Annotated in this window: 18 protein-coding genes; 6 read left to right on the top strand and 12 right to left on the bottom strand. The window is 36.3% G+C overall.

The annotated features are described in order from the left end of the window. Positions 1-27 precede the first annotated feature (27 nt). Positions 28-711, bottom strand: coding sequence for a GNAT family N-acetyltransferase (locus C406_RS0105875; RefSeq protein ID WP_155966702.1), 684 nt, complete (start codon positions 709-711; stop codon positions 28-30). Between the two features lie 180 nt (positions 712-891). Here C406_RS0105875 and C406_RS0105870 point away from each other — a divergent pair, with 180 nt between their 5' ends. Then, complete coding sequence (locus C406_RS0105870) at positions 892-1,194, top strand: hypothetical protein (protein WP_017379669.1); 303 nt, start codon at positions 892-894, stop codon at positions 1,192-1,194. Between the two features lie 295 nt (positions 1,195-1,489). Here the strand turns inward: C406_RS0105870 and fumC are convergent, their stop codons facing one another. Further along, entirely contained in the window at positions 1,490-2,872 is a 1,383-nt protein-coding gene (gene fumC, locus C406_RS0105865) for a class II fumarate hydratase (RefSeq protein WP_017379668.1), read from the bottom strand. A gap of 125 nt (positions 2,873-2,997) precedes the next feature. Between fumC and C406_RS0105860 the strand changes: the two genes are divergently transcribed. Then, complete coding sequence (locus C406_RS0105860; protein WP_017379667.1) at positions 2,998-3,960, top strand: calcium/sodium antiporter; 963 nt, start codon at positions 2,998-3,000, stop codon at positions 3,958-3,960. 122 nt (positions 3,961-4,082) lie between these two features. On the opposite strand, the gene C406_RS0105855 is transcribed toward C406_RS0105860, so the two are convergent. Genes C406_RS0105855 through C406_RS0105845 form a run of 3 tightly spaced genes read right to left on the bottom strand, consistent with a single transcriptional unit; the run spans position 4,083 to position 6,365 of the window. Next, a complete protein-coding gene (locus C406_RS0105855; protein ID WP_017379666.1) occupies positions 4,083-4,817 on the bottom strand; it encodes an amino acid ABC transporter ATP-binding protein in 735 nt (244 codons plus the stop codon). A gap of 35 nt (positions 4,818-4,852) precedes the next feature. Continuing rightward, entirely contained in the window at positions 4,853-5,554 is a 702-nt protein-coding gene (locus tag C406_RS0105850; RefSeq protein ID WP_017379665.1) for an amino acid ABC transporter permease, read from the bottom strand. Then, complete coding sequence (locus C406_RS0105845; protein WP_017379664.1) at positions 5,541-6,365, bottom strand: amino acid ABC transporter substrate-binding protein; 825 nt, start codon at positions 6,363-6,365, stop codon at positions 5,541-5,543. The genes C406_RS0105850 and C406_RS0105845 overlap by 14 nt, the downstream gene beginning before the upstream one ends. Positions 6,366-6,635: 270 nt before the next feature. Here C406_RS0105845 and pepF point away from each other — a divergent pair, with 270 nt between their 5' ends. Further along, positions 6,636-8,456 carry an oligoendopeptidase F gene (gene pepF, locus C406_RS0105840; protein ID WP_017379663.1) on the top strand — a complete coding sequence of 607 codons (1,821 nt, stop codon included), beginning with the start codon at positions 6,636-6,638 and terminating at the stop codon, positions 8,454-8,456. A 56-nt stretch (positions 8,457-8,512) separates the two neighbouring features. Here pepF and C406_RS0105835 read toward each other — a convergent pair whose 3' ends face one another. Further along, positions 8,513-9,466, bottom strand: a complete 954-nt coding sequence (locus tag C406_RS0105835; RefSeq protein WP_017379662.1) for a DMT family transporter — start codon at positions 9,464-9,466, stop codon at positions 8,513-8,515. Positions 9,467-9,650: 184 nt separating this feature from the next. Between C406_RS0105835 and C406_RS0105830 the strand changes: the two genes are divergently transcribed. Further along, the gene (locus tag C406_RS0105830) at positions 9,651-10,142 is read left to right on the top strand and encodes a winged helix-turn-helix transcriptional regulator (protein WP_017379661.1); all 492 of its coding nucleotides are present in this window, start codon (positions 9,651-9,653) and stop codon (positions 10,140-10,142) included. A gap of 142 nt (positions 10,143-10,284) precedes the next feature. Here the strand turns inward: C406_RS0105830 and C406_RS0105825 are convergent, their stop codons facing one another. Together C406_RS0105825 and C406_RS0105820 are read right to left on the bottom strand one after the other, a co-directional pair. Beyond that, on the bottom strand, positions 10,285-10,911 hold the full coding sequence (locus tag C406_RS0105825; protein WP_017379660.1) for an AarF/UbiB family protein: 627 nt from the start codon (positions 10,909-10,911) through the stop codon (positions 10,285-10,287). A gap of 306 nt (positions 10,912-11,217) precedes the next feature. Continuing rightward, positions 11,218-11,667, bottom strand: coding sequence for a hypothetical protein (locus tag C406_RS0105820; RefSeq protein WP_017379659.1), 450 nt, complete (start codon positions 11,665-11,667; stop codon positions 11,218-11,220). Positions 11,668-11,900: 233 nt separating this feature from the next. Here C406_RS0105820 and C406_RS0105815 point away from each other — a divergent pair, with 233 nt between their 5' ends. Next, positions 11,901-12,911, top strand: a complete 1,011-nt coding sequence (locus tag C406_RS0105815) for an EAL domain-containing protein (protein ID WP_017379658.1) — start codon at positions 11,901-11,903, stop codon at positions 12,909-12,911. Between the two features lie 75 nt (positions 12,912-12,986). On the opposite strand, the gene C406_RS0105810 is transcribed toward C406_RS0105815, so the two are convergent. Further along, entirely contained in the window at positions 12,987-13,250 is a 264-nt protein-coding gene (locus tag C406_RS0105810; RefSeq protein WP_017379657.1) for a hypothetical protein, read from the bottom strand. 293 nt (positions 13,251-13,543) lie between these two features. Here C406_RS0105810 and C406_RS0105805 point away from each other — a divergent pair, with 293 nt between their 5' ends. Then, on the top strand, positions 13,544-14,527 hold the full coding sequence (locus C406_RS0105805; RefSeq protein WP_017379656.1) for an NAD(P)/FAD-dependent oxidoreductase: 984 nt from the start codon (positions 13,544-13,546) through the stop codon (positions 14,525-14,527). A 65-nt stretch (positions 14,528-14,592) separates the two neighbouring features. On the opposite strand, the gene C406_RS0105800 is transcribed toward C406_RS0105805, so the two are convergent. The 3 genes from C406_RS0105800 to C406_RS0105790 all read right to left on the bottom strand — a co-directional run bounded on the left by C406_RS0105800 (position 14,593) and on the right by C406_RS0105790 (position 16,203). Continuing rightward, entirely contained in the window at positions 14,593-15,237 is a 645-nt protein-coding gene (locus C406_RS0105800) for a YczE/YyaS/YitT family protein (protein WP_017379655.1), read from the bottom strand. A gap of 257 nt (positions 15,238-15,494) precedes the next feature. After that, the gene (locus tag C406_RS19840) at positions 15,495-15,962 is read right to left on the bottom strand and encodes a hypothetical protein (RefSeq protein ID WP_017379654.1); all 468 of its coding nucleotides are present in this window, start codon (positions 15,960-15,962) and stop codon (positions 15,495-15,497) included. Positions 15,963-15,981: 19 nt separating this feature from the next. Then, positions 15,982-16,203 (bottom strand): type II toxin-antitoxin system Phd/YefM family antitoxin, encoded by a 222-nt coding sequence (locus tag C406_RS0105790; protein ID WP_017379653.1) that lies wholly within the window; start codon positions 16,201-16,203, stop codon positions 15,982-15,984. Between the last annotated feature and the right edge of the window lie 943 nt (positions 16,204-17,146).

Below are 17,146 nucleotides of genomic sequence, written 5' to 3'. Positions count from 1 at the left end.
GTGCTTACTTTTTCTTTATTCCTTACTTTAACAACTCTTACGGTATTGAATGAACCATCCATTTTCGTTTACCATACTTACTCCAATAAAACCTTCACTCAAAGTCTGTTGTTGCATCTGGTTGTCATCCATCGCAATTAGTCGTCCTTCTATACTAGTGTCGACAAGTTGCTCTTCATGTAACTTTTTCATAAACACATAACGAAGTTTGCCTTCGTATTTTAGTTTCAATGCAACAATGTGCAGGCCTAACGCAAATTTGTCTTTAAGACTTGGAATGTTAAACGGTGCAACTGTTGCACATACATAATCAAAGCGAGATGGATCCACTTTAGCCATCACCATCTCACCCATCTTCTTTTGAAGCCCTTTTCCACGATAATCTGGATGTACAATAGACAAGTCCTGATAAATGACCCGTTCCAACGTCTCACTAGATAGCCCAGCATCTAATCCCAAATGTTCTGCATCAAATGGAAGAACGACCATGACACGAAAAGCAATTAATCTTTTCCCGTCAAACAATCCCAGTATGAACCCGTTACCACTAAAAATAAATTCAAATTCCTCTACCGTTGAAGGCTGCAGTACATCTTTGGACTCCAAATGAGCTATCGCAACTTTTTGCAAAGCTAGTAAATCTGGTAGATCCTTTAATTCTACTATTCTTGGTTTTAAATCGTGTAAATTACTATTTGTATGTTCCTTCATTTCTTCACCCATTTCAAACTGATATTATCTTATCTTACCCTTTTTCTTGTAACACCGCACTCAAAGGTTTGAGCCCCTCCCCCCAAAAATGATACGATGTACGAATTACGGGTACAAACTCATTCTTTATCGTTTTTTTCTCATATATAACATTATCTCAAACTAGAGGAGTACGTGACAATGGATCAAAAAAGCATAACGGAATATATTATTCAAAAATATCAAGAAGATGAACAAGTCATGATCCAACTATTTGTGCAATGGTGCCAAAATCATGACATTGACCCCTTTTCACTTTATCAAAAAGCTTACCCAGCTCAAGGACCCAATGAAGCCATCAAAACAATTATCGAAAACAACGAACCTATGGATTTAGATATTGAGTCAAGCACACTCATTGAAGTACTCCAATTATTCGGCAATGATGATCTCGCATTTGTCGTTTCTGAAGAAGCACAGAAATTTCCAACTGATTTAAATTAACAATCATCTTAGTAATCTCGTTCTGGTGCACATAAGTTTCCAGGTCTCTCTATAAGAAGCCTACTTGCTGTCTAAAGAATAATGAGGATGGTCTAAGTGACACCTCGTCACTTAGACCACCCTCTTTTGTTTATTCCTGTTTAATTAAGTTTATTCCTGTTTAGGAATGCTTTATTCCCGTTCGATAGTAGTTTATTCCGTTTCAAATTGATTTAATCCCGTTCAAACATGATTTATTCCTGTTCACCCTATTTTCCCCATTTTAAAAAATCATCGAAAGATTTCCAATGCGAGTTTATTTAATCATTTTGGCAGGGTCGACTATGCGGTTAAAATCTTCTTCTGTTATCAATCCACTTTTAAGTGCAGACTCTTTTAATGTAGTTCCATTTTCATGTGCTTGCTTAGCAATTTTCGCTGCATTTTCATAACCGATATGTGGATTTAATGCAGTTACCAGCATTAATGAATTGCTGACGTTATGTGAAAGTTTCTCCATATTTGGTTTTATCCCACTAACGCAATGATCATGGAAGCTTCGCACACTGTCACTTAGTAAACGTACTGATTGTATAAAGTTATAAATAATAACCGGCTTAAATACATTCAGTTCAAAGTTTCCTTGGCTTGCCGCAAATCCGATTGTCGCATCATTACCCACGACTTGTGTCGCAACCATCGTTATCGCTTCACTTTGTGTTGGATTGACCTTTCCTGGCATAATGGAACTACCAGGCTCATTTGCAGGTATCGTAATTTCTCCAATCCCACTTCTAGGTCCACTCGCTAACCAACGAACGTCATTTGCGATTTTCATCATATTAGCAGCCAATGCTTTCAGTGCACCGTGCGAATACACTAATTGATCGTGACTCGTTAGCGCATGAAATTTATTCTCCGAAGACACAAACGTAAAGCCAGTTTCAGCACTCACTTCAGTAGCTACGCGTATACCAAACTCTGCATGTGCATTAATACCAGTACCAACAGCTGTCCCACCAATGGCAAGTTCAGACACATGAATAAGGCTTTCGCGAATCATCTCTTCACTTTTAACCACCATATGGTTCCAGCCACTGATTTCTTGACCTAACGTTAATGGTGTGGCATCTTGCAAATGTGTTCGACCAATTTTAATAATGTCCTTAAATTCCTCTTCTTGATTACTGAATGTTTTTCGAAGACGTGTTAGCTCCGGCAACAACATGGTCTGAACAACTTTTACAGCCGCAATATGCATGGCTGTAGGGAAAGTGTCATTTGAACTTTGGGATTTATTCACATCATCATTTGGATGAAGTCTCTCGTCACTTCCATCGTCTTTCAACAATTGATTTCCGCGATACGCAATTACTTCATTCACATTCATATTTGATTGTGTACCACTTCCCGTTTGCCAAACGACTAACGGAAAGTGTTCATCCCATTTCCCATGTTGAATTTCATTAGCCGCACGTGAAATCGCCAGCATTTTTATTTCGCTTAAATTACCTAAATCATGATTCACTTTCGCACAAGCTTTCTTCAAAACAGCAAATGCATGAATTAATTCTATAGGCATCAATTCAGTACCAATTACAAAATTTTCTTTACTACGTTGTGTTTGTGCACCCCACATTTTATCAGCGGGTACTTGAATCTCACCTATGGAATCGCGCTCTACTCGAAATTTGTTCATAATAGAAACTCCTCCTTTCTCAGTAGTTTAAGCAATAATTGCCTACTGATTCAAATCAAACAGCTTATCAATGGCATAATGGACTCACAATTTGATAACATTAAATAAAAAAAGTAGGTTTTATGATGACATATCTATTATTAGTAGTGGGTTTTGCTTTACTTATCATAGGGGCCGACTATTTTGTAAAGGGCGCTTCAAATATTTCGGCGATCCTTCGTGTACCACCTATCCTTGTTGGTCTGACCATCGTGTCTTTCGGAACAAGTTCTCCTGAGGCGACGGTCAGTATTATTGCTGCGTTAAATGGCAACGATGATGTGTCACTTGGGAACGTAATGGGAAGTAACATGTTTAATACGCTCTTTGTGTTAGGTATGACTGCATTTATTGCACCCCTGCTTGTAAAAAGCCAAACAATTCGGAAAGAAATTCCGTTCTCATTCCTGGCCGGCATCACTTTACTAGTGTTAATGGCCGACACCTTTTTACAAAACTTTACTTCGAACCTTTTGACTCGCAGTGACGGCATTATTCTTTTATTAATCTTCGCGGTCTTTCTTTATTATGTTTACGAACTTGCACGAAAAAGCAGAAATGATGTGGAAGAGATACAACCTCACATTGCTGAAAAAGATAAAAGTTGGTTCAAAAATGGAACTTTCACTTTAGCCGGTCTTGCAGCGATTGTATTTGGAGGAGATTTGGTCGTTAAAAATAGTACAGACATCGCCCTTTCTCTTGGTATGAGTGAAGCCCTTGTTGGCTTAACGATTGTGGCAGTTGGTACATCTTTGCCTGAGCTTGTCACATCCATCATTGCTGCCTTGAAAAAAGAGAGTGAAATTGCGCTTGGTAATATAATCGGTAGTAACATATTCAATATTCTTTTTGTGCTGGGGGCTTCTGCTACTATTTCTCCAATCGGTGTGAACAGCGCATTATTTACAGACATGATCCTTCTAATTGCCTTTACCGTGATTGTATTAATTTTCGCTCTAACTCATTTTACAATCGGAAAACGAGAAGGATTATTCCTAGCTCTTTCCTACATTGTGTACATGGTCTATATCATCCTTCGCAACTAAATATGTAAGAGTTGGTCGAAGCACTTCTACTACTGACAATCTAACCGCTATGCTTCCTACATATACAAAAAAGAGATTGTTCTCTATGAACAATCTCTTTTTTATTTATTAAATTGAAATTCCTATTGAATCAAGTTTAAGAATTGTCTTGTGCGTTCTTCTTTCGGATGTGTAAACATATCACTAGGCTTACTGCGTTCAATAATTTTACCTTGATCCATAAAGATAACTTCGTCAGCTACGTCCTTGGCAAATCGCATTTCGTGTGTGACAACGATCATCGTAATGCCTTCGCCAGCTAAGTCTTTCATTACTTGTAACACTTCTCCTACAAGCTCTGGGTCTAATGCAGAAGTTGGTTCGTCAAATAACATCACTTTCGGTTCCAATGCTAGCGCTCTCGCGATTCCGACACGTTGCTGTTGCCCTCCAGACAATTGGTGAGGGAAAAAATCATGCTTGTCACCAAGCCCAACTTTGTTCAACAACTCCTGAGCTTTCTTTAGGGCTTCAGCTTTTGGCGTCTTCTTCACGATAATCGGACCTTCCATGACATTTTGAAGAGCGGTCATATGAGGAAATAGATTATAGTGTTGAAAGACCATCGCAGACTCTCTTCTTAGTAAATCTACTTTTCTTTTACCTACTGCTTTAGAGAAATCCGCTGTTTGATCATCAATTTTAATGCTACCTGATGTTGGAACTTCTAATATGTTCAAACATCTTAGTAGTGTCGTTTTACCTGATCCAGAAGGGCCAATGACAACAATTACTTGTCCTCTGTTGACTTGTAAATCAATACCCTTTAACACTTCAAGCTCACCAAATTGTTTGTGTAATCCATTTATTGAAATCATCTTATGCTCCTTTCTTCTTCATCCATTCAGTTGATTTAGCTCGATACATAGCGATCGAAGCGATGTTCCAATCGACCTTGGATAAGCGAAAGGAAGAAACAAATAATCCAATAAATAATTGCTACCTGCGTGTACAAAAGTAAAAATTCATAGTTAGTCGCTGCAATTTCTTGTGCCCGTCTAAACATCTCCGTCACAAGGATTAAGGAAGCCAAAGATGTATCCTTCACTAAACTAATGAATGTATTTGATAGAGGAGGAATAGAAACCCTCGTCGCTTGCGGTAAAATAACGCGTCGCAAAGATTGAGAATATGACATCCCAATCATATGTGCAGCTTCCCACTGCCCTTTTGGAATGGATAAAATAGCTGCACGAATAACTTCAGAAGCGTAAGCCCCAACGTTTAATGTAAAGCCAATAACAGCCGCAGGAAATGGATCAATGACAATTCCAACAGATGGCAACCCATAAAACAGAATAAATAGTTGAACTAACAAAGGTGTACCACGAATCGCAGAAACATAAAAACGTGCAATCCATTGCAAAGGTTTAACTGTTGATATGCGGGCTATAGCTGTGAGTACAGCTAATATAAGTCCCAAAACGAAAGTAATAAGTGATAAAGGAAGCGTATATACAAGAGCACCCTCCAGCAATGGCAGGAGGGATGATTGTGCGATATCTAAGTATCGCTCCGTTTTTTCAGGATCGATGGAGAAATTATTCCAAAACATTTTCGCCGAACCATTTATCTGAAATTTTATCGTATGTGCCGTCTTCAATCATTTCGTTTAACGCTTCATTTACTGCTTCTACTAAAGTTTCGTTCCCTTTATTAAACATCAATCCACTTTGTGCTGCATCGTCAGCTTCGTCGACTATTTGGATGGCTGCATCTGGTTTTTGTTTTAAGAAATCTAAAACTGATAAATTATCATTAATCGTTACATCTACGCGTTTTGAGTTTAACAATTCTATTGCTTGATTAAAACCATCAACACCTACTAATTCAGCACCATTTGATTTAGCAATTTCTGCATAGTTACTTGTCAAAGATTGTGCTGATTTTAAACCTTCAATATCTTCAAAGCTTTTTACATCTGCATTATCTGCATGTGTTACTAAAACAGCTGCAGATGAAATATATGGGTCAGAGAAATCATATTTCTCCATACGTTCTTCATTAATACCTACTTGGTTGGCAATCATATCAAAACGTTTTGAGTCGAGTCCTGCAAACATTGCATCCCATTGCGTTTCCATAAATTTAGCTTCAACGTCTAATCGCGAAGCAATTTCTTCAGCAATTTCAACGTCAAAACCAGTTAATTTACCAGTTTTATCATGGAAAGTAAATGGCGGGTACGTTCCTTCTGTACCAATTACTAACTCCCCATCTTCTTGAACTTTAGCTAATAAATCACTTTCTGTGGCTCCTGTATTGTTGTCTTCTTTTGTTGCCTTATCTTCTTTTGCAGCTCCACAAGCTGATAACACGAACACAGCTGTAAGTAGCAATAATAGTAAATAACTAATTTTTTTCACTTTCATTCCTCCTAATTCAGATAAACTTACTTGGTTTTAATAATCTTATAGTATTGATAACCGTCCGTCAAAATAAATAGCTCCAACTATTAATACCCGAATAATTTAGAATTATCACATTTTTATAAAACCTATATTAATTCCCATTCCCTTCTCTTACTTTCAGATGGAATAAAATTCCTCTCCAAATTGTTAAAAAGAGTGAATTTTTCAATAAATATAGCTATACTTATTAATAGTTCGATATCCGTTATAATGAGGAGAGATATTATGGTTCAAAGTTTACCTACGCGTTCACAAGTTAATACAGATGAAACGTGGAATTTACAAGATTTATTTATATCAGAAGAAGCATATCAAGCTGCTCTTGTAAATCTTGAAAAAGTAGTGGATTCTTTCTACAATCAGTTTAAAGGCAACATTAAAAACGCTCAAGCTGCTGAAAATGTGCTCATACAATATGCAAAAATATATGAAAAATTTGTTCCGGTGGGTACTTATGCAAGTCTTGCATACAGCACGGACCAAACAGATAGCGATGCGCAAATGCGCTCAGCAAAATTTGGTTCAGTAGCAGCAAATTTAAGCAGTAAATTATCGTTTGTGGATAGCGAACTACTAGAATTACCAGTAGAAGTTTTAGAATCTGCAATGAAAAACTCGAGCGAATTTGGTTTTTACTTACAAAAATTGATTCGCCGCAAGCCTCATCAGCTTCATTCTGAGGTCGAAAAAACATTAGCCGCTTACTCTTCTTCATTCGCAGGTCCATATGAATTGTATAACACAACTAAAATGGTTGATTTATCATTTGAAGATTTTGAAGTAAACGGCAAGAAATACCCGTTAAGCTATGTGTTATTTGAAGGCGACTGGGAAGCAGAAATAGATACGGATGTACGTCGAGAAGCATTCAAAGCATTCTCAAATCAATTGAAAAACTACCAACATACAACAGCAAAAACATATGATATGAAATTACAAATCGAAAAAACTACTGCCGACTTACGTGGTTTTGATAACATTTTCGATTCTTTATTGTTCGGTCAAGAAGTCGATCAATCATTATATAATCGTCAAATTGATTTAATCATGAGCGAACTTGCTCCACATATGCGTAAATATGCAAAACTCCTTCAAGGCGTTCACGGCTTAGAGGAAATGACATTTGCAGATTTAAAAATCCCTTTAGATCCGTCATATGAACCAAAAATTACGATTGAAGAATCAAAAAAATACATGAACGATGCACTTGCGATTATGGGTGACGACTATTTAAATATGGTCAACCGTGCATTTGATGAACGTTGGATTGATTTCGCACAAAATAATGGCAAATCTACGGGTGCTTTTTGTTCAAGTCCATATGGCGCACACCCTTATATTTTGATTTCATGGTCAAGTCGTATGAACGAAGTGTTTGTATTAGCACATGAACTTGGGCATGCAGGTCATTTCTATAATGCCCATAAAAAACAAAATGTCTTTAATTCTCGCCCATCGTTATACTTCATTGAGGCTCCATCTACGATGAATGAAATGTTAATGGCTAACCACTTACTTAAAAACTCGGACGACCCTAAATTTAAGCGTTGGGTCATCTCTTCAATCGTAGCTCGCACGTATTATCATAATTTCGTGACACATTTACTCGAAGCAGCTTACCAACGTAAAGTTTACGAAAGAGTCAATGCTGGTCATAACGTCAATGCAGGTATTTTAAATGACATCAAACGTGGTGTCTTAGAAGAATTCTGGGGAGATGCTGTCGTAATCACACCAGGTGCTGAACTGACTTGGATGCGTCAACCTCATTACTACATGGGTTTATATCCTTACACGTACAGTGCAGGGTTAACAATTTCAACTGAAGTATCAAAACGCATATTGAATGAAGGCGAACCTGCAGTTGCTCAGTGGTTAGAAGTTCTTCAAGCAGGTGGAACTAAGTCACCAGTTGAACTTGCTCAAATGGCAGGGGTCGATATCACAACTGAACAACCGCTTCGCGACACAATTGCTTACATTGGTGATTTAGTTGATGAATTAGTGAAATTAACTGCAGAAATTGATGCATTAGCAACGAAATGATATAAAGCAAAACGAACCTCAGTTACTGTATATGACTGAGGTTCGTTTATTTCTTCTTATATTTTTATTTGATCATTTACTAAAGGAACAGGAAGATTCTTATTTCTATATATTCTAGGTAAAGTCAGGAACGATTTAGGCTTCTGTTTAAAGTAAGTAAACAAAAAGCTCCCAGCAATTACAACCAGACTTCCTACACCTTGAATCCAAGTCATTTTCTCCCCTAACCATATAAAAGCAATAATAGCCGTGAAAATAGGATTGAAATTCAAGAAAATCCCTGAAGTCGTTGCACCCAGTTTTTGGACGCCGATGTTCCATAACAACATACATACTACCGTCGACACTACTCCAGTATACAAAATCGATTGGATAAATGAAGCATCCACGTTTGTAATGGTAAAGTCACGCACATTAAAAGGAATTAACACAATCACTCCGAAAACCCCAGAATATAGCGTCGCCTTTAATGGCGTCGTTTCTTTCATTGCCCACTTACTAAAGACCGAATACAATCCAAACACACATACTGCTGCAAGCATCAATAAGTCCCCTTTATTGAAGCCAATTGAAAACAGCACTTTGATATGTCCATTAGAAAGGACTAAAAGTACACCTGTAAATGAAATAAACATTGAACCAACCTGCAAAGCATTAATTTTTTCTTTTATAAACAGGAACGAAAACAGCGCAATTGAAAACATATTTAACGTTGAAATCAACCCAACATTGGTTGCTGACGTGAAGTCTAACGCAAGAAATTGAAATATATTAAATAACACAACCCCCGTTATCCCCATTAATATTAATGGAATAACGGCTTTTCTTGAAGGCAGTAGGCTTTTTTCTTTCCACCAAACAATTGGAATAAGACAAATAACTGCAATCAACCATCTTAATGTTGTTAACGTCACAGGAGAAGCGTGCTCCACTAAGGATTTTCCAACAACAAAGTTTCCTCCCCATAACAAACTTGTAAATAACAATAAAAGATAATATATATATGGCAAGTCATCCAACTCCTTCAATACGATAAACTAATTTTATCATTGAAGTTGAATTCACCATACATTATTTCGCGATTCACATTGATTTCAAAACAATTGAAAGTATATAATTAAAATAACTTATTTTATTCTGTTTCAAGTAATCATAAGCAGGTTATTTGGAATAAACATGAAAGGGATTACTTATATGGAACCACTATCTAGTAAATTGCTCGATACAATCGACCTTCAAATTCTCGATATTTTGCAAAGACAAGCGAATATCAGCAACGCCGAACTTGGACGACGCGTCAATTTATCTCCCCCCGCCACACATGCACGCATTAAACGATTGGAAACTGAAGGATTCATCATAAGACAAGTCGCTATTTTGGATCAACAGAAATTAGGTTTTGACCTTTTATGCTATATTTTCATTAGTACAGATATCCACCAAGCTGAACAACTGGAAATACTAGAAAACAACTTAGAAACCATGTCAGAAGTGTTGGAGTGCCAGTGTCTAACAGGCGAATATGATTATTTATTAAAAGTAGCGAATAAAAATCGTCGTGAACTTCAAGAATTCATTCGGAAACTTAATAAACTAGGCATCTCTCGCATCCAAACAAGCCTTGCTCTGCGTGAAATTAAACACACCACAGTCTTGCCAATCCTAAATTCCAAACCTCTTGGTTAACTTGAGAATCGACTTATTTTATCTATAGAAAAAAGCGGCAGTTGTTGAAATAACTGCCGCTCCTGCATTATACACATTTAATAATTTTACAATTTCACACTTCGTTAGGAATCATACCTCGTTAATAGCACTTTACTTTACTCTAACCTATTTTAGAAGATGATAAATAACTGGGTAGCAAGTGTTTTTTATATAAAAAAGCCATGATATTTAACATAGTAGTCGGAATTTTCTTTGGAAAAAACCGTTTGAGATATAGTTGATGGTAAACTAATTTAAGATCATGCCACTGGGTACAATCTTTCGTTTGTCTAAAACGGGCTACATCAATAAGCTTTATCTCTTGATTAGGTGTAATAATAATATTTCTCAAGTGAATATCAGAAGGATTTAATCCTCTATTGGAAGCTGTTAATAACGCGGCATCAATTTCATTAATATGATCTGTCGTTATGGATACTCCATGATTTATGCAATCATAAAGAGTTCTTCCCTCAATAAAATCCATTACAATATAATTCTGACCCGACTCATAAATCGTTGGAAAATAGGAAATATTTTGTAGCGTATTATAAATTTCAGCCTCTTCTTTTGCAACATGAATAAAATCAGGGAAAAAGATCTTAATTGCTTTATTTGAATACTTAATTCGAAAGGCAAATGCACTTCTTCCTGTCCCTACAAGTTCTAACGAATCATCATAATCAAGAAGTCGATTTTTCTTGGTGGAAATAATCACTGTATTTGCAAGCTCTTGATAAGTCTTCAAGCTTAAACCTCCTTCTAAATTATAATAAATTTAAAGAGACGTTATAACCAACAAATGGTTACAACGTCTCTTTTAAAATAAAAGACCTTACCAAATAATTGGTAAGGTCTCGCAAACAACTACTGTTGCCAACAAAACCGAGGATTGTGATCCTGTATTGACGACTTTGCTGTATAGCTACTCCCCTTATCGGAAGTTACGTATTTAATTTATTAGGTATAGTATAAAATTTATTGATTAAACCGTCAATTTATTGTGCTCACAATATGCTTTTTAATACATCATATCTTGTTCAATCGCTGTATCCTATGCTTGATCTGAGCCGCCTAAAAAATCCATTACTCCAATTGCAACAGCACCAATTGCCACGGTCGTTACAATTCCTTTTAAACCGCTTTTCATTCGCTCATTATCTTGATCTACATACCCCGTGTAAATATCTTTTCCATTTTCTACGGTCATTTTGGCAGTAGACCTAACTCCTTTAGCCGTTTTGTTAACAGCATCACTTAAATCATTCATACCTTCTTCACTTTTTACTGAATCCTTTGTTACATAACCCACAGACGTGTTTACTACACCATCAGCCACTTGTCCTACTGTGTCCCCCGCAAACTTACTTGTTTGATTTACACCTTTTCCAATTGAAGAAATAGTGTTGCTATTTGTCATATGCCCTAAAAATTCAATTGGTTTTCCAAGTACCCAACCGGTAGCTTCCCCAGCAATTTTCCCTACGTCTCTAAACATTGCCATCTTTACACCTCATTCTATAAAATTTTCTTTGATTAAACATTTTACCTTTTTTTGAATCTACTTTTCGTTTGTGTTCATTCCTTAAGTAGTATTCGATACTATTGATCAATGTTCCTTTTAAAAGGAAATAATTCATAATTAATTCCAAAAAACGTGCATGCATTATTGCGGAAACCGGAATTTATTGTGATACTAAAGTTAACTAATTACTGATTGGATTGAGGTGTTTTTTTTTGAATAGTTGCATTCACTGCGGAATTTCATTTGACTTTTATAAAGAAGGATTTTTATTCATTGAATCCAAACAGATTCAACAACATATAACAAGTGCATATCAATTAATGAATGATCATGTTGCCTTCGCTCCATATTCCTCATTAGACATGGTTGAAGATGAATTAATAAGACTTAACCACTCAACTGACATAAAAATGGGACTGTCTCGTACGAAACGACTTGAGAGAGTCATTGATATACAAACATTTAAACTACGTTTTTATGAAAAAGATACCGTCAACTTTATTCAACATGGACAAATGGTTAGCCATTTACAACCAATTATTAATTTACACTCAAAAGAAGTGTATGGGTACGAATCCTTACTGAGAACAAAAGACTCAGATGTAACATTTTCACCTATGAAATTATTTGATATTGCAGCTAAAACTGGCCTTCATTCTTTGCTCGATCAACGTGCTCGTGAAGAAGCAATAAAAGTGCGTCAAGGTAACGTTCCTGTTGGCACAAAAAGCTTTATAAATTTCTTACCTTCTACCATTTATAATCCCGACTTCTGCTTACAACATACATTTAAACTAGTAGAAAAATATCAAGTAAACCCGGAAGACTTAGTTTTTGAAGTAGTAGAAACGGAAAAAATTGTTGACATAGGACATTTAAAGAAAGTATTAGATCGTTACAAAAAAGAAGGTATAAAAGTCGCTTTAGACGATGTTGGATCTGGATTCTCAACCCTAGATATGTTGGAATTACTCAAACCAGATTATGTGAAAATCGATCGCTCTTACATTTCCAATTGCGACCAAGATCAAAGCAAACTAGACTTCTTAAAAGAAGCGAATGAGCGTGCACATGCACTTGGAATTATTACACTTGCAGAAGGAATCGAGAGAATCGAAGAAGCGCAAGTTTGTAAAAGTTTAGGCTATGATTTAGGACAAGGTTACCTCTTCGGAAAACCTTCCAAGACGACAAAATCGTCCGTCACAGTCACGTCTCCTTAATCACGTGTTAGAAAATAAGTAAACCCGAACTTCACAATCCATCGAAGTTCGGGTTTACTCGAAATTAAAAGCATCCTAATTAAAATTACGGCCTTGTTTATTGGCAATATCGTGAGTTAAATCATTTAAATGTTGCTCGTTTTCATTTTCAGTCGATTGATTGTTTAAATCTTTCTCAACCTGATAATCCTGCTGTTGATTATTTAGACTTTGTTCTGGACGATTATCATGCATTTTTTGATTTTGTTTCAATTCTTTTTCATTTTCTTCTTGCTGTTTCTGACGTTTTTCTACTTTCGTATGCTCTGACTCAATTTCAGGTTTTTGGAATTCACTCATTATTCATTTCCTCCTTAAGATTTGGTTTCCTTATTTGTATTATTCCCTTAAGGTCATTGAACAAACATAAAAGATTTTTAAAAATTATGGATTTAACATCAATATCACGTTATGAATTCAATAAACGCCAAGATTCCATTAATTTACATAATTTAAAAAACGTATGTCATATGTGACAATTTATTTACTTTCAACTACACCTTTCGACTGAATTATGTCCAAATTTGCTTACATATACCTTGAAAGTGGTAGAATCAATTTAGATAATACAAGGACAAAGGAGCTCGATTCACATGAAAATTTATGATCTTACTATAGTAGGGGCAGGACCAGTTGGATTATTCACCGCTTTTTACGGCGGTATGCGTCAAATGTCGGTTAAAATAATCGAAAGTCTACCAAATGTCGGGGGCCAGTTAACTGCCCTCTATCCCGAAAAATACATTTATGATATTGCTGGATTTCCAAAAGTACGAGCAAAAGATTTAGTCGATAATTTATCAGAACAACTTTCCATTTTTTCACCTACCATCATCACTGGTGAATCTGTGGAGGACATGACTCGCTTAGAAGACGGAACATGGAAACTAACCACTGAAGCAGGTACACACCTTACAAAAACAGTTATATTCACAACAGGAAATGGTGCATTCGAACCTAAACGCTTAGAACTTAAGGAAGCAACTAAATACGAAAGTACTCAACTCCATTACTTTGTTAATGACATGGGAACCTTTGCTGGGAAAGATGTAGTGTTATTTGGAGGCGGCGATTCAGCTGTTGACTGGGCACTTATGCTCGAACCAATCGCTAATTCGGTCACGCTTGTTCATCGAAGAGATTCGTTCCGCGCGCATGAGCACAGTATAGAGTTGCTTCATCAATCTTCCGTTATTGTCAAAACACCTTATGTTGTAGACCACTTTGAACCTGAAGGGGACACTTTTACACATATCGCAGTGAGAAAATCAGACGGAGAAGTCGAATTACTGAAGGCAGATCATGTAATCGTAAACTATGGTTTCCGTTCACATATCGGCAACATGAAAAATTGGGGCATGGATATGGAACGCCAAGCGATACAGGTTAATTCTCAAATGGAAACGACACTTCCTGGCGTTTATGCTGTTGGTGATAGCAATATCTACAAAGGTAAAGTTAAACTTATCGCGTGTGGATTTGGCGAAGCACCTATTGCCATTAATGCTGCGAAACACTTTGTCGATCCAGAAACGAAAAACCATGTGAAGCACTCGACAGACTTGTTTTCACATTAAAAATTAACGTAAGTCAAAACAAAAAGAGTTGAGGAATTCTCTAAGAATTCCTCAACTCTTTTTGCTTATGAATTAACTTTGACTGGACCTCTATTAGCATCCTCACATAGACGATGACGCAACTTCGTAACCGGACTATAGAATAACTGTATCATGGGGCCAATCAACAGGGTGACAAATATTGTACCCAGACCAATTGGACCTCCAAGTATGAATGCAATGATTAGCACCCCAAGTTCCATCATCGTTTTTGAGACAGCCATGCTTTTCCCTGTGATTGTTTGGATGGCTATCATTAATGTGTCCATGGGGTTGCGAGCAATTTTAGACTGTAAATAACAAGCAATTCCCACAGCAATGATCGCCACTCCCCCAACTAACATAGCTACTTGAATCGCAAGCACAAGAGCCTGAAAATCATCAAAAACAAATAAAAGCCAAAAATCAATTAAAAACCCAATAGTGACTACGGGTATTACCGCAGAAACATCAATTCGTTCTTTTAATAGAAGCGCATTAACGAAAATCAGTAAAATCCCGACAATAAAAATCCACGTACCTATACTAAGGCCAAAATGTTCATTTAACCCCACATACATGGCATCCCAAGCACCAGCACCTAAATCCGCCAAAATGATCAAACTAATTCCCAAAGACAAAAACGTTAACCCAACTAAATAAAATAAAGCAATAATTAATCGATTTTTCATTTAAACGCCTTCTCAATCTATACGAATTTTATATTAAAACATCTTATCATAATAAAATGAAATTTATTTAATTTTGGAATTTATAGAAAATAGCTTTTTCACTTATATTTGTGAAAAAGCTATTTTGGATTTGTTAAGGGATTACAATTAATTTACGTAACTACATTCAAATACTTCTCAGTACATCATGATATTTCGTCACCGTATATAAGTATGAATTATGAATTATGAATTATGAATTCAATTCATTTACTTACTTACACTCGTTTCAAACGTAAATCATGTTCAACAGATTTGACTGTTAAGTAATCTAGCATTTCTTGATGATCCGATAGAACTTTAAAAATTTGTTGATCATTTTCTTTTAATTCTTTAATATCTACCTTCATTTCAGAAACATCTACTTGAACAGTACTCAATTCTACTCTCATTTCTAAAATCGCTTGTTTTATCGCAGGAATTTCTTTTACATCATCTTTAGTAGCCATGACTTTGCGTATTTCAATTAAATCATCTTTTGTCGCCATGACTTGACGTATTTCATTCAAATCATCTTTTGTTGCCATCATATTGCGTAGTTCATTTAAATTATCTTTTGTTACAAAGTTCTTTAAATCATCTTTTGTCGCAAAGTTCTTAAAATCATCTCTTGTTACCATGTTAGTACGAATTTCATTTTCAAGACTATCGAAACGCTTTAAAATTTGATGAAATACTCCTTCCATTACGTATTCCTCTCTAAAATTAAGTAGTCTCATTCGTTTGATACGTTACTTTCGATTCTGCTGCCGTTAAGATGGTGTCCTTCTTTTGGTTAACAATCTTTTCGTAAGTTTCCATACTCATTATTACAAGATCGCCTTTTCCGTTCTTCGTAATGAACACTGGTTCTTCGTGCTGATGACAATATTCAGCAATTTCACTATATCTGTTTCTTAAATCCGAGCTTGGACGTATAGATGGCATTCTTGTGCACCCCCATAATATTATCTTAATAATATCATAATAAAGATAATATTTGGTCACTTTTTTAATTATCTATTACAAGAGTCAATTTCATAATTAATAAGACCGGATGTAAACACGAACATTCTAAAAACAGAGATTCTGTCGATTTCCGTTACGGACGGACGCTTTCCGCGGGTGGTCCGTGTGCCTCCTCGTTAATTGAAAAACCTATGCTCCTGCGGTTACTCGTTGCAAACGAATTGTGTACAATTCGTTCGCTATGCTCTCTGTGGGGTCACACCTGGACACACTTTTCCCGCCGGAGTCGCCGCCCTTCACTCCAATCAAATTAGCGAAATTCTTAACACACTCAAAGAAATACACTTTAAATATTCGTGTATCATTCATCAAAAGGTATTTATTAAATTGACTCACAAACAAAAATAATTGATTTAACCTATCTTAATCCTGTTGTTTATAGCATTAAACATAGAAAAGGAGCTGTCTAATAAGTCCTCAATAAAAAATAAGTCTGTTTTCTGGATCTGCATTTGAACCTTGTAAACAGTTATTATTGTCTGTTTTGCAACTGATAAACTTAAGGATGATTGGAGTGGAAGACGCCAAGAAAAACATGTGCTCCTGCGTTTACTCGTCGCAAATATATTGGACGAATTAGACAGTTCGTTCAATATCTTTCCAGCGGGAATAGCATGAGCTGAAGACCCCACAGGCAACAAGTTGTGGTTGAACAACTTGTTTGCTCTTCGAGGAGGCAGGCCATGCCCGTGGAAAGCGTCCGTCTGTTTCTGTTTCTGCATCGCTGCGCTAGCTTCGAAACATGATAGTGCGCTGCATCGCTTCGTTAGCTTCGAAACATGGAAGTGCGCTGAAACGCAAATCTACCTCTACTAAAAAGAAAAAGGGAACTTCCCTTTGTCATATTTTATGACTTTAAGGA

Source organism: Paenisporosarcina sp. TG-14, assembly GCF_000297555.1.
In the GTDB taxonomy this organism is placed as follows: Bacteria; Bacillota; Bacilli; order Bacillales_A; family Planococcaceae; genus Paenisporosarcina; species Paenisporosarcina antarctica.
The sequence above is the reverse complement of the archived record's forward strand: the minus strand, read 5'-3'. Positions and strand labels throughout refer to the sequence as shown.

What these genes read in the sequence shown, in the direction of transcription:
- C406_RS0105850 (WP_017379665.1), bottom strand. Translation starts at nt 5,554, where the DNA reads ATGTTTTGGAATAATTTCTCCATCGATCCTGAAAAAACGGAGCGATAC.
- C406_RS0105800 (WP_017379655.1), bottom strand. Translation starts at nt 15,237, where the DNA reads ATGAAAAATCGATTAATTATTGCTTTATTTTATTTAGTTGGGTTAACG.
- C406_RS0105805 (WP_017379656.1), top strand. Translation starts at nt 13,544, where the DNA reads ATGAAAATTTATGATCTTACTATAGTAGGGGCAGGACCAGTTGGATTA.
- pepF (WP_017379663.1), top strand. Translation starts at nt 6,636, where the DNA reads ATGGTTCAAAGTTTACCTACGCGTTCACAAGTTAATACAGATGAAACG.
- C406_RS0105810 (WP_017379657.1), bottom strand. Translation starts at nt 13,250, where the DNA reads ATGAGTGAATTCCAAAAACCTGAAATTGAGTCAGAGCATACGAAAGTA.
- C406_RS0105820 (WP_017379659.1), bottom strand. Translation starts at nt 11,667, where the DNA reads ATGGCAATGTTTAGAGACGTAGGGAAAATTGCTGGGGAAGCTACCGGT.
- C406_RS19840 (WP_017379654.1), bottom strand. Translation starts at nt 15,962, where the DNA reads ATGGAAGGAGTATTTCATCAAATTTTAAAGCGTTTCGATAGTCTTGAA.
- C406_RS0105860 (WP_017379667.1), top strand. Translation starts at nt 2,998, where the DNA reads ATGACATATCTATTATTAGTAGTGGGTTTTGCTTTACTTATCATAGGG.
- C406_RS0105875 (WP_155966702.1), bottom strand. Translation starts at nt 711, where the DNA reads ATGAAGGAACATACAAATAGTAATTTACACGATTTAAAACCAAGAATA.
- C406_RS0105870 (WP_017379669.1), top strand. Translation starts at nt 892, where the DNA reads ATGGATCAAAAAAGCATAACGGAATATATTATTCAAAAATATCAAGAA.
- C406_RS0105830 (WP_017379661.1), top strand. Translation starts at nt 9,651, where the DNA reads ATGGAACCACTATCTAGTAAATTGCTCGATACAATCGACCTTCAAATT.
- fumC (WP_017379668.1), bottom strand. Translation starts at nt 2,872, where the DNA reads ATGAACAAATTTCGAGTAGAGCGCGATTCCATAGGTGAGATTCAAGTA.
- C406_RS0105855 (WP_017379666.1), bottom strand. Translation starts at nt 4,817, where the DNA reads ATGATTTCAATAAATGGATTACACAAACAATTTGGTGAGCTTGAAGTG.
- C406_RS0105790 (WP_017379653.1), bottom strand. Translation starts at nt 16,203, where the DNA reads ATGCCATCTATACGTCCAAGCTCGGATTTAAGAAACAGATATAGTGAA.